The sequence below is a fragment of the Bradyrhizobium sp. F1.4.3 genome (assembly GCF_040548375.1).
Taxonomy (GTDB): Bacteria; Pseudomonadota; Alphaproteobacteria; order Rhizobiales; family Xanthobacteraceae; genus Bradyrhizobium.
This window is the reverse complement of the sequence record NZ_JBEPRN010000024.1, coordinates 1-11,748: the sequence shown is the minus strand read 5'-3', so window position 1 is coordinate 11,748 and position 11,748 is coordinate 1. Positions and strand designations below refer to the sequence as shown.

The 11,748-nt window shown below is 63.9% G+C and carries 12 protein-coding genes; 7 read left to right on the top strand and 5 right to left on the bottom strand.

Translation table 11 applies throughout. From position 1 onward, the window contains the following. The first annotated feature begins 84 nt into the window (after window positions 1-84). A complete protein-coding gene (locus ABIB73_RS34695; RefSeq protein ID WP_354231669.1) occupies window positions 85-399 on the top strand; it encodes a hypothetical protein in 315 nt (104 codons plus the stop codon). A 124-nt stretch (window positions 400-523) separates the two neighbouring features. Then, the gene (locus ABIB73_RS34690; RefSeq protein ID WP_354231667.1) at window positions 524-790 is read left to right on the top strand and encodes a twin-arginine translocation signal domain-containing protein; all 267 of its coding nucleotides are present in this window, start codon (window positions 524-526) and stop codon (window positions 788-790) included. 119 nt (window positions 791-909) lie between these two features. Here the strand turns inward: ABIB73_RS34690 and ABIB73_RS34685 are convergent, their stop codons facing one another. The 3 genes from ABIB73_RS34685 to ABIB73_RS34675 form a co-directional block, all read right to left on the bottom strand. After that, window positions 910-1,155 (bottom strand): GCG_CRPN prefix-to-repeats domain-containing protein, encoded by a 246-nt coding sequence (locus ABIB73_RS34685; protein WP_354231663.1) that lies wholly within the window; start codon window positions 1,153-1,155, stop codon window positions 910-912. A gap of 210 nt (window positions 1,156-1,365) precedes the next feature. Continuing rightward, the gene (locus ABIB73_RS34680; protein ID WP_354231662.1) at window positions 1,366-2,376 is read right to left on the bottom strand and encodes an alpha/beta fold hydrolase; all 1,011 of its coding nucleotides are present in this window, start codon (window positions 2,374-2,376) and stop codon (window positions 1,366-1,368) included. A gap of 182 nt (window positions 2,377-2,558) precedes the next feature. After that, entirely contained in the window at window positions 2,559-3,257 is a 699-nt protein-coding gene (locus tag ABIB73_RS34675) for a metalloregulator ArsR/SmtB family transcription factor (protein ID WP_354231660.1), read from the bottom strand. Window positions 3,258-3,407: 150 nt separating this feature from the next. Here ABIB73_RS34675 and ABIB73_RS34670 point away from each other — a divergent pair, with 150 nt between their 5' ends. The 3 genes from ABIB73_RS34670 (at window position 3,408) to ABIB73_RS34660 (ending at window position 4,973) form a co-directional block, all read left to right on the top strand. Next, on the top strand, window positions 3,408-3,716 hold the full coding sequence (locus tag ABIB73_RS34670; RefSeq protein ID WP_354231658.1) for an NIPSNAP family protein: 309 nt from the start codon (window positions 3,408-3,410) through the stop codon (window positions 3,714-3,716). 23 nt (window positions 3,717-3,739) lie between these two features. Then, window positions 3,740-4,090: an antibiotic biosynthesis monooxygenase family protein gene (locus tag ABIB73_RS34665; protein ID WP_354231656.1), complete on the top strand. Its 351-nt coding sequence runs from the start codon at window positions 3,740-3,742 to the stop codon at window positions 4,088-4,090. A gap of 73 nt (window positions 4,091-4,163) precedes the next feature. Continuing rightward, window positions 4,164-4,973, top strand: a complete 810-nt coding sequence (locus tag ABIB73_RS34660; protein WP_354231654.1) for an isocitrate lyase/PEP mutase family protein — start codon at window positions 4,164-4,166, stop codon at window positions 4,971-4,973. Between the two features lie 116 nt (window positions 4,974-5,089). Here ABIB73_RS34660 and ABIB73_RS34655 read toward each other — a convergent pair whose 3' ends face one another. Then, window positions 5,090-5,482, bottom strand: coding sequence for a hypothetical protein (locus ABIB73_RS34655; RefSeq protein ID WP_354231652.1), 393 nt, complete (start codon window positions 5,480-5,482; stop codon window positions 5,090-5,092). A gap of 167 nt (window positions 5,483-5,649) precedes the next feature. Between ABIB73_RS34655 and ABIB73_RS34650 the strand changes: the two genes are divergently transcribed. Continuing rightward, entirely contained in the window at window positions 5,650-6,303 is a 654-nt protein-coding gene (locus tag ABIB73_RS34650) for a trimeric intracellular cation channel family protein (protein WP_354231650.1), read from the top strand. Here the strand turns inward: ABIB73_RS34650 and ABIB73_RS34645 are convergent. Further along, entirely contained in the window at window positions 6,300-7,511 is a 1,212-nt protein-coding gene (locus ABIB73_RS34645) for a c-type cytochrome (RefSeq protein WP_354231648.1), read from the bottom strand. The two genes, ABIB73_RS34650 and ABIB73_RS34645, sit on opposite strands and share 4 nt — an antisense overlap. Window positions 7,512-7,792: 281 nt before the next feature. Between ABIB73_RS34645 and ABIB73_RS34640 the strand changes: the two genes are divergently transcribed. Then, the gene (locus tag ABIB73_RS34640; protein WP_354231646.1) at window positions 7,793-11,284 is read left to right on the top strand and encodes an indolepyruvate ferredoxin oxidoreductase family protein; all 3,492 of its coding nucleotides are present in this window, start codon (window positions 7,793-7,795) and stop codon (window positions 11,282-11,284) included. The last annotated feature ends 464 nt before the right edge of the window (window positions 11,285-11,748 follow it).

Sequence of the window (11,748 nt, the reverse complement as noted above, 5' to 3'; positions counted from 1 at the left end):
GCGATCCGGATGTTCCGTCGCGCTGGTTTTTGTTGCCGGCACTATAACCGGCTATGTTGGCGCCAAACAACAGGAGGACACCCAATGCCCGCTGCCTTCTTCGTCGTCCGCGCCACCGTGTCAGATCCCGGCAAGCGCGCCGCCTTCGACAAATGGTACGAGACCGAACACGTGCCCGACGCGGTGAAGGCGTTCGGCGTGAGCAAAGCCTGGCGGTTCTGGAGCCAGGACGATCCCTCGCTGCATCAGGCGATGTATCAGTTTGATGACGAGGCCAAGCTCGCGGCGATGCTGAAGGGCGATGCACTGAAGCAGCTCGTCGCCGATTTCAACCGCGACTGGCCCGAGGTGAAGCGCACGCGCGAGACGCTGGTGCTGGCGCAGGAATTTGCCAAGTAGCCGGGCTACGCGCTCTCCCTGTCACCGTTGCAATGAACCTGAACGTGCGATTCAGCCGCAGTTCATGTCGTGACCGCGACACTTCGCTCCGCATCATGCAATGCCTGCCCAAGAGGAAGATGTCATGGAACGCCGCAATTTTCTGAGACTCGCCATCGGTGCCGCAGCCGGCGCGGCCGCGTTCACCGCCGCCGCGCAGGCCGCGCCGCTATCGCCGCAGCCGATCGATGGTGTGCCCGGCGTCAACGCCGATATCCGTCCGGCGGTCGCCAGCAGCGAGGAAATCGCCGCGATGAAGCCGGAACAAGTCCGCTGGCACCGCGGCTGGCATCACCGCCATTGGGGCTGGCACCATCGGCATTGGCACCGCCGGCACTGGCGCCGCTGGTAACAGCGTTCGCAACGAAAAAGGGGATCGCAATTGCGATCCCCTTTTTTTGCCGTCTCACGCCGAGAAAGAAAATGGCCGCGCAGGCTGATGCTGCGCGGCCACTTTGCAGTGCAAAAAGATCAGACCGGGCGGCAGCGGCCACCCCACCAGCGGAAGCCATACGGGCAAACACGGGCGCGCGGCACGACGACGACCGGCGCCGGGGCAACCACGACCGGGCCGGGGGCCACGACGACGGCGCCGCGGCGGCAGCCGCCATACGGGCCGCGGTACCAGCCGGGGCCACAGCCGCCAGCGGCGCTGGCCATCTCGCTGAAGCCGACGACCGTGCTGGCGAGCACGACAGCTGCGAACAGATATTTCATTATGGTCTTCCTTCTCGTCCTTGGGGGCAGGTCTTGGGGGCAGGTCTTCGGGGCAGGGCGCTTGCGGCGCACAATGAATCAAAAGACACGATTCGACACGTTAAATTTGGGGAAGACACGTGCCGACACGTCGCGACCCAAACCTGCCAATCATGACCTGAATACGGCATGAACGCTGCCTGCATCCGGCTTCAGGCGACAGCGATGGCGCTAGCGGCCGAGAAAGCCCAGCACCAGCTCCCTGTACTTCGCCGGCGCCTCCAGGAAGACGAGGTGCCCGGTGTCCGGAATAACCTCCGCCCGCGCATTCGGCATCTTCGCGGCAAGCTGCTTCGCGAGCTCGGCGTTCTGCCCCATTTTTGCGCGCAGAGCTTCCGGCGCGTTCGGCCGGCCCGGCGCGTTGTGGTCGTCGGCACCCATGATGAACAGCGTCGGCTCGGTGATCAGCACAACCTCGTGCGCCACCGGCTCGCGGTAGATCATCTGGCCGGAGCTGACGAAGGCGCGCAGCCAGCGCGGATAGTCCGGGCTGCCCTTGATGTTGAAGCGGGCATCGATGAACGGCGTGATCTGATCCGGCGGCAGCTTGATCGCGTAGTTGGTCTGGAGCTGCTTGCGGTAGCCGTCGGCCGTCAGCTTGTCCTCGGTCTCGATGATCTTCTCGGTCGGCGTCGGCGGCACATAGAGGCGGTAGTCCTCGAGCCCGATCGGCGCGGTCAGCACGAGATGGGCGACGCGATCCGGATAGGCGCGGGCAATGCGCACCCCCAACATGCCGCCGAGCGAATGCGCGACGATCTCGGCCTTGTTGATCTCTAAGTGATCGAGCAGCGCGACGGTGTTGCGCGCCAGCGTGTCGAAGTGCAATTCGCCAGTCGGCTTGGAGGATTTGCCGAAGCCGATCTGGTCCGGCACCACGACGCGAAAACCGGCTTCGCTCAGCATCTTGATCACCGGCGCCCAGTAGCTCGACGGGAAATTGCGCCCGTGCAGCAGCACCACGGTGCGGCCGTTCGGCTGAACTGGTGCCACGTCCATATAGGCCATGCTGAGCTGCTCGCCGTCATTGACGACCGGCAGCAGGTGTACGGGATAGGGATAGGCAAAGCCTTCGAGCGCGATGCCGTAGGGTTCGCGCGGCGCGGTCTCGGCGGCGCGGGTAGAGGTGAGCGGGGCGGCGAGGAGGGCGGCAGCAAGCATTGCCGGGAAGATGCGGATCATTGAAGGCTCTCGTTGGAGTGATATCGGGAGACACAATCTCCATCTCCGTCATGCCCGGGCAAAAGCGCGAAGCGCGTCTTCGCGCAGATGTCCCGGGCATCCACGTGCGAGCCGCATTAAAGACGTGGATGGCCGGGTCAAGCCCGGCCATGACCAGTGTCGTCATTCACACGCAGTTGTGTTTAGTCCTGCCCGTTGCCGAACAGCGCGGCAAACTGCTTTTCGCCGGTGCGGGTAAAATTCACCACGCGGCTGCCGGGGGTGGCGTCGCGCGCGGCCCATTTGAGCTCGGCAAAGCGTTGCATCATGGCTGCACCCAGCGTGCCGGCGAGATGGTGGCGCCGCTCGCTCCAGTCGAGGCACGCCTTGCAAACGGGGCGGCGCGGATGGGCGAGCATGTCCGACGAAATCTGCAAATGCTTGGCAAGAAAACGCTCGCCCTCCGGCGTCAGCTCGATTTCCTGCTTCTTCTGCTTGACCAGGCGCCGTTCGCGCAAGCTATCGAGCATCTGCACACCGAGATCGCCGGCGAGATGGTCGTAGCAGATCCGCGCGCGCCGCAGCGCCGGATCCTTCGGCCCGGTGCGCACGCGCATGTGGCCGGTGCGCGCTGCGAGGCCCGCAAGGCCTTCGAGAACACCGGCGACGTCATCGTCGGTGAGGCGGTAGTAGCGGTGGCGGCCCTGCTTCTCCGGCTCGACCAGTCCGCCGGCCTCGAGCTTGGAGAGATGCGAGCTCGCGGTCTGCGGCGTGATGCCGGCCTCCTGCGCGAGCTCACTTGCGGTGAGCGCGCGGCCGTTCATCAGTGCCGTGAGCATGTTGGCGCGGGCGGGGTCGCCGACCAGCGAAGCGATCATGGCGATGTCGGGTCCTGATTTCATGCTTCGATGATAGCCGAAGCATTGCGGCCGGGCAAGCGTGTAGGCTCTTGCCACAAACACGTCATTGCGAGCGAAGCGAAGCAATCCAGAGTGCTTCCGCGGCGACGGTGTTGCTTCGCTTGTCGCAGCGAGAAAAATCAGGAGCCCATCATGTCCGTCACCGTCTTCATCCGCTACCAGCTCGATCCGTTCAAGCGCGCGCAGTTCGAGGAATATTCGAAACGCTGGCTCACCATCATCCCGAAATGCGGCGGCGACCTGATCGGCTATTTCATGCCGCATGAGGGCACCAACAACATCGCGTTTGCGCTGATCACCTTCGAGAGCCTCGCTGCCTACGAGGCCTATCGCACGCGGCTGCGCCAGGATACGGAAGGAATGGCGAACTTCCATTTTGCCGAGGACAACAAGTTCATCCTCGCGGAGGAGCGCACGTTTCTGCGCAAGGTGATATTGTAGGCCACCAACTCCAGGAGACGCCCATGATCGCCGTGATCTTCGAGGTCTGGCCCAAGCCGGAACACCGCCAGGATTATTTCGACCTCGCGGCCGATCTGAGGCCGATCCTGCAAACCATCGACGGCTTCATCTCGGTCGAGCGCTTTGAAAGCCTGACCGAGAAGGGCAAGGTGTTGTCGTTGTCCTTCTGGCGCGACGAGGCGGCCGTTGCGGCCTGGCGCAACACGATGGAGCACCGGCACACCCAGGCCAAGGGCCGGGCCAACATTTTTGCCGACTACCATCTGCGCATTGCCAGCGTCATCCGCGACTACGGCATGAACGATCGCGAGCAGGCACCGAAGGACAGCCGCGCCGTGCACGACGCGCGCTAGCGCGCTCGGGCGCGCACTGGCGCTGCCCCAGGAGCGTGCCTATGTCTGCGCCACCAACATCAGGGAGAGAAACATGCAGGTCACCACCGCGGACAAGCGCGCGACCTTCAAGAAGATGCACGAGAGCGGCTGCTTCATCTTGCCCAATCCGGTCGACATCGGCAGCGCCAAGGCGTTGCAGCATCTCGGTTTCAAGGCACTTGCGTCATCCAGTGCCGGCTTTGCCTGGACCATCGGCAAGGCCGACAACCGCGTCACGGTCGACGACGTCTGTCAGCATCTGGCAGCATTGAGCTCGGCCGTCGACATTCCCGTGAACGCCGATTTCGAGGGTGGTTTTGCCGTCGAGCCGGACAAGGTCGCGGAAAATGTCGAGCGTGGCGTGCGCACAGGCGTCGCCGGCCTCTCGATCGAGGATTCCACCGGCGACAAGGACAAGCCGATCTACGACCGCGCGCTCGCGGTCGAGCGCATCAAGGCCTCGCGCAAGGCGATCGGCGACAGCGGCACGCTGCTGGTCGGCCGCTGCGAGGCGTTTTTGTGGGGCGTGACCGATCTCAAGCTCGTCATCGACCGCCTCACGGCCTACGCGGACGCTGGCGCTGATTGTCTTTACGCGCCGGGCCTGAAGACACGCGAGGACATCGCGGCGGTGGTGAAGGCGGTGCATCCAAAATCGTTCAATCTTCTGATCGGTGGTTCCGGGCTGTCGTTGCAGGAAGCCGCCGATCTCGGCGTGCGCCGGATCAGCGTCGGCGGCTCGCTCGCGCGCGCAGCATGGGGAGGCTTTATGCGCGCCGCGAAAGAGATGGCGGAGAAGGGGACGTTTGCCGAGCTCGCGACCGGCTATCCCGGTGGCGAACTCAACAAGATGTTCAGCTAAAGCATGATCCGGAAAACTGTGCAGCGGTTTTCCGGAAGGATCGTGCTCAAACAATAGGAGCATACGAAAAGCGGCGAGACAAATATCCCGCCGCTCTCGCGTATCGTTGATTGCTGTTACTTGGCGCCGTCAGACGGTGCCTGCGTATCCGGGGCCGGCTTGCTCGGCGCCGCACCCGTGGTCACGCCGGGCCCGGTGTTGTTGCGCGGGGTCACGTCACGCATGCCGGGAGGCGCGGCCGGGTTGGTTGGCGGCGTCTGCTGTGCGGTCTGATTTGCCGGCGCGTTGCTCGCCTGGTTACTGGTACTCGTATTGTTCAAGCCATAGAACACGGCGCCCAGCACCAGGGCGACGGCCACGGCAAACAGCGCGATTTTGCCGCTGGAGGCCGGGCCCTCGCCAAGCTCGGGATCGGCCTGAAGGTCGGCATCCCGCCGCGCCGCGCGAAGGTACTCATCGTCGGCGAGATTCGGGCGATACGGATCGTTCGGAAAACGGTCGTCTGCCATCGATTTGATCTCCTCGATTATTGCGATGAGACAACCCGGAGATGCGAGATTCTGTTCCGCCTCCTTTATGCTTTCGTCGCATGTTGCCCTCGCGCCGGGAATCGGGAACCTGTTCAGCGGGGAACTGCGGGCGTAGGTTCCGCTGGCGGACGAACGGAACCAAGCCGATGTGGAGTCTGCCGAGCGATAGCGCGCTGTATTACCTCTCTCTCATTGCGCTTGCAGCGCAGGGGATGTCGGCGGCCCTTGCCGCGGGCCGGCGCAACATGGACTGGCTCGGCGTCTGCTTCCTCGGCTGCATCACCGCGCTCGGCGGCGGCACGCTGCGCGACCTCCTGCTCGGGCACTATCCGCTGGTCTGGGTTGAGAAGCCGATCTACCTCGTGCTGAGCGGCGGAGCGGCGTTTCTCACCATCATCTTCGCGCGCCTCGTGTACCGGCTCAGGGTCGCGTTCATCGTTCTCGACGCGATCGGCCTTGTCGTGTTCACGATGACGGGCTGCGACGTCGCCTGGCAGATGGATGCCTCGCTGCCGATCGTCATCGTCTCTGGCATGGTGACGGGCTGCGCCGGGGGTGTCTTGCGTGACGTGCTCTGCAACGTTGTGCCGCTGCTGTTTCGTTCAGAGCTCTACGCCACCGTCTCGGTTGTGACCGGCCTGTTCTATGCGACCGCGTTCGGCCTTCAGATCAACGCCCAAGTCTGGACCATTTTGACCTTCGTGCTCGGTATCAGCCTTCGCCTGCTCGCGGTACACTACAAATGGGAAATGCCAAAATTCGACTTCACCGGCGATGAGCGCCCGGGGCCCCCGAGCTAGGATCCTTGCTTCCGCGCCTTCGCCACCTGCGCCGGCGTCACCAAGGGCGCTGCATTGCCCCAGGAGTTGCGGATGTAGTTCGTCACCGCCGCGACCTGCTCGTCCGACAATTGCCTGGCATAGGCCGGCATCTCGCCGGTGTTGGGCGCGCGCGGCGTCGTCACGGTGTGGGCGCCGTCGAGGATGATCCGCAGGGTGGAGGATGGGTTGATCGATTGCAGCAGCGCGTTCGCTGGCAATGGTGGATAGATGCGCGGTGCACCGGAGCCGTCGGCTTCATGGCAGGCGATGCAGAGTTTCGCGTAGACGGCCTGGCCGGCTTTCATTTCGGCATCGTCAGGCGGGGTCACCTTCGGCTCGCGCCGCACCGGCGGCAGGTTTTTCAGATACGCCGCGATGGCGCGTACATCGGCATCGCTCATCTTCGACGTCGAATTGACGATCATTTCGGCCATCGGCCCGCCGGCGTGGCTCTTGGCGTTGCGGCCGCTTTGCAGATACTCGGCGATGTCGTCGACGCTCCACGTCTGCAGGCCGCTCCGTGTGGCGCCATCGAGCCGCGGCGCGAACCAGCCGCCGATCTCGTTGCCGGAGAACGCCTGCGCGGTCTTGTCCGCACCAAAATAGTTCTTCGGCGTGTGGCAGGCGCCGCAATGTCCGAGCCCGGTGACGAGATAACCGCCGCGATTCCACGCCGCGCTCTTGCCCTGGTCCGGCTCGAACAGGCCGGGTTTGAAGAACAGATAGTTCCAGGCCCGCATCAGGCCGCGATAGCCGAGCGGCCAGCGCAGCTCCGGCGGCTTGTTGCGGCTCACGACCGGCGCGACCGTGCCGAGATAGGCGCGGATCGCCAGCGTGTCGTCCTTGGTCATTCGGGTGAAGTAGGGGTAGGGGAACGCCGGATAATAGAGCGAGCCGTCCGGCGCGGTGCCGTAGCGCACGGCGCGGGTGAAATCGGCGTCGGTCCAGGCGCCGATGCCGGTGTCGCGGTCCGGCGTCAGATTCGGCGCATAGATCGCGCCGAACGGCGTGTCGATGCGCTTTCCGCCCGCGAACGGCTTTGCAGGATCGGCGGTGTGGCAGCCGGCGCAGTCGCCAGCCTCGACCAGCGACTTGCCGTAGGCGATCAGCTCCGGCGACGGCTCGGCGGCCATGGCGGCACCCGCAACCGCACTGCACAAGAGCACCACAGCCAGAATCGTCCGCATCGAGAGCCTGCTCCTGCGACCAATGATCGACAGCCGGATTATAGCGGCGTCACGTCGTTTCGCGACAGCGGGGGTAAAGTGACACAAATTGAAAATGCTCGATGCCTTTCCGGCCACGAAGTTGCGTTTTTTTCCCGTCGCCGTGGAAGGCCCAGATTTGTGATGCGGAGCGTTAATTATCCGACATAGAGTGGCGGAGATGGTCGGCGCGCCCTAGCTAAAAACAACGGGCAGGCAACGGCTTAAGCAGCCAAACGCTCAAAAGGGCGGAAGAGGACATAATGGGCATCAACCAGGGTCCGATCAGTCTCGATCAAAAATACACCCAGGACACCGGCCATATTTTCACGACCGGCATTCAGGCGCTGGTCCGCCTGCCCATGGCCCAGATTCGCCGCGACCGTGCCGCGGGGCTGAACACCGCGGGCTTCATCTCCGGCTACCGCGGCTCGCCGCTCGGCGGCTACGACCAGCAGCTTTTCGCCGCCCGAAAGCATCTCGAGCAATACAACATCAAGTTCCAGCCCGGCGTGAACGAGGATTTGGCGGCGACCGCCGTCTGGGGCTCGCAGCAGCTCAACCTCTCGCCCGGCGCCAAATACGACGGTGTGGTCGGCATCTGGTACGGCAAGGGCCCCGGCGTCGACCGCTGCGGCGACGTGTTCCGCCACGGCAATGCAGCCGGCTCCGCCAAGAACGGCGGCGTGCTGTGTCTGGCCGGCGACGACCACGGCGCAAAATCCTCGACCGTTCCGCATCAGTCCGACCACGCCTTCATCTCCGCGCTGATGCCCTATCTCTATCCGTCCAGCATCCATGAAATGATCGAGATGGGCCTACTCGGCATCGCGATGTCGCGCTACTCGGGCTGCTGGGTCGGCATGAAGGTGATCACGGAGACGGTGGAGACCACCGCCGAGATCGACCTGACCGACGAGATGAAGCCCTTCATCATCCCGACCGATTTCGAGCTGCCGCCCGGCGGGCTCAATTTACGCTGGCCCGACGACCGCTTTGAGCAGGACCGCCGCCTCCAGGACTACAAGGGCTTTGCCGCGATCGCCTTTGCCCGCGCCAACAAGGTCAACCGCATCACCATGGATTCGCCGAACGCACGCTTCGGCATCATGGCGTCGGGCAAGAGCTATGAGGACGTCCGCCAGGCGCTACGCGAGCTCGGAGTTACCGAGGAGGTGGCCGCCAAGATCGGTCTCCGCCTTTACAAGATCGGCATGCCCTGGCCGTTGGAGCCGGAAGGCGTGCGTCAGTTCGCGGTCGGCCTCGAAGAGATATTCATCGTCGAGGAACGTCGCGAGATCGTCGAGAACCAGGTCAAGCAGGAGCTGTTCAACTGGCGCGACGACGTTCGCCCGCGCATCGTCGGCAAGATGGACGAGCACGACAAGCGCTTCCTGACCTTCTCCGCCGAGCTCAGTGTCGCCTCGCTGGCGACCTCGCTCACCGAGCGACTTCTCCGACTTAATCTCAACCCCGAGATCGCGGAGATGCTCCGCGTCAAGGCCGACTGGTTCAACGGCCGCCAGGCCACGCAAATGCAGGCGACAGCGCCTGTCTCCCGAACCCCATATTTCTGCTCCGGCTGTCCCCACAACACATCCACAAAAGTCCCCGAAGGCAGCCGCGCGCTTGCCGGCATCGGCTGTCACTTCATGGCGCTGTGGATGGACCGCTCGACCGAAACATTCACGCATATGGGCGGCGAGGGCGTGCCGTGGGTCGGGATCGCGCCCTTCACCAATGAGAACCACATCTTCGCCAATCTCGGCGACGGCACTTACTTCCACTCCGGTCTTCTGGCGATCCGGCAGGCGGTCGCCTCCAAAACCAACATCACCTACAAGATCCTCTACAACGACGCGGTGGCCATGACCGGCGGCCAGCGCCATGACGGCGATCTCTCGCCGCAGCAGATCACCTTCCAGCTCCACGCCGAGGGCATCCGCGAGATCTACCTGGTCTCGGAGGCCCCCGACACCTATCCGGCCGACACCATCGCGCCCGGCGTGAAGAAGTATCACCGCGACGAACTCGACAATGTCATGAAGATGTGCCGCGAGTACAAGGGCACGTCCGCCATCGTCTTCGTGCAGACCTGCGCGGCCGAAAAGCGCCGCCGCCGCAAGCGCGGCCTGATGGAGGACCCGGCGCGCCGCGTCATGATCAACCCCGCGGTCTGCGAGGGCTGCGGCGACTGCTCGGTGCAGTCGAACTGCATCTCGGTCGAACCGCTGGAGACCGAGTTCGGCCGCAAGCGTGCCATCAACCAGTCGTCCTGCAACAAGGACTATTCCTGCGTGAAGGGTTTTTGCCCGTCCTTCGTCACCGTGGACGGCGGCAAGCCGCGCCATCGCGCGCCGGCCGATCTCGGTGACATCGGTGCTATTTCCGAGCCCGCTTCGCGGCCGACACTTGAAAAACCCTACAACATCGCGGTCGGCGGCGTCGGCGGCACCGGCGTGCTCACCATCGGCGCGCTGCTCGGCATGGCCGCGCATATCGAGGGCAAGGCGTCGATGATCCTCGACATGTCAGGCCTCGCGCAAAAGGGCGGGGCGGTGCTGAGTCACGTCCGCCTCTCGGATCATCCCGCCGAGGTGACCTGCTCGCGCATCGTCACCGGCACGGCGGATCTGGTGCTTGCCGCCGACGAGGTGGTCGCCGTCGCCAAGGACACCATCACGCTCTGCGACTCCAGCCGCACCCACGGTGTCATCAACAGTCACGTCATTCCCACCGCCGATTTCATCCTCAACCGCGACTTCAACTTCCAGACCCGCAAGCTGAACGGGTTGCTGGAGACGGCGCTGCACAAGGACTCGGTGTTTTTCGACTTCACCAAGCCGGCCGAGCAGCTCCTCGGCGACAGCATCGCCACCAACATGATGATGATGGGTTTTGCGTATCAGAAGGGTCTTTTGCCCCTGTCGGCGGAAGCGATCGAGCAGGCGATCGAGGTCAACGGCGTCTCGATCAAGATGAACAAGGAAGCCTTCCGCCTCGGCCGCCTCGCGGTCGCCGATCCCAACCGCCTCGCCGACATGCTGAAGGGGACGGACGAAGTGGTTGCGCCCAAGACCTTGGACGCGATGACGCTGGACGAAGTCATCGCGCATCGCGCCAAGCATCTCACCGCCTATCAGAACGGGCGCCTGGCAAAACGCTATCGCAAGCTGGTCGATCAGGTCAGCGACGTCGCCAAGCAGGGCGGTTATGACGAGGCGCTCACGCGCGCGGTCGCGATCAACTACGCAAAACTGCTTGCGTACAAGGACGAGTACGAGGTTGCGCGGCTCTTCACCGACGGCGCCTTCGAGCAGCAGCTCCGCGACCAGTTCGAGGGGGACTTCAAGTTCAACTTCAATCTCGCCCCGCCGATCCTGAGCCGCGGCGTCGATGCGCTCGGCCGCCCGAAGAAGCGCACCTTCGGGCCGTGGATGCTGAAGGCGTTCCGTGTGCTGGCGAAATTCAAGTTCCTGCGCGGCACGCCGCTCGACATCTTCGGCCGCAGCGCCGATCGCAAGCTCGAGCGCGACCTGATCGTCGGCTACGAGAAGGACGTCGCCACCGTGCTCGGCCTGCTGTCGCCGCTCACGATCGACACCGCGGTCGAATTGCTGTCGCTGCCCGACCGCATCCGCGGCTACGGCCCGGTGAAGGAGAAGGCGGTCGCGGATGCCAAGGCCCGCTACGCCCAGCTCGCCGCCGACCTCGCCAGCCCACCGCCCGCACCGCGCCAGATCGCGGCGGAGTAGGCAGCTAAATCCTCATGGTGAGGAGCGCGAAGCGCGTCTAGAACCATGAAGGCCCTGCTCGAACGGGCGGCCATCCTTCGAGACGCCTGCTCCGCAGTCTCCTCAAGATGAGGGCGGTGCGCGCGGACACGTAGGTTGGGTTGATCTTGTACAAGGGTGGACGAAGGCGCGACGCGCCGTGCCCACCGTCTTCGTCGGGATTGCATAAGAGGTGGGCGTGCTCCGTTTTGCCCCCCTTTCGATTTCGTGTTTGAAATCAACGACCGTTCTACTGTGCATGGGGTTGTTTTCGCGAAATTGAAAATCGCTTGTGTCGTCGGGCAAAACACCTTTACGGTTTTGCCTGTCGCAAAGCTGTCGAACCGTCACCCTGAGAGCTTGTGACGCTTTTGCTCGTTCGGAGCGGAGTGGGGCTGCTTGTCGCGGTAAATGGCGGGTCTGAGTTCGTCGATGAGCTCTCGTTT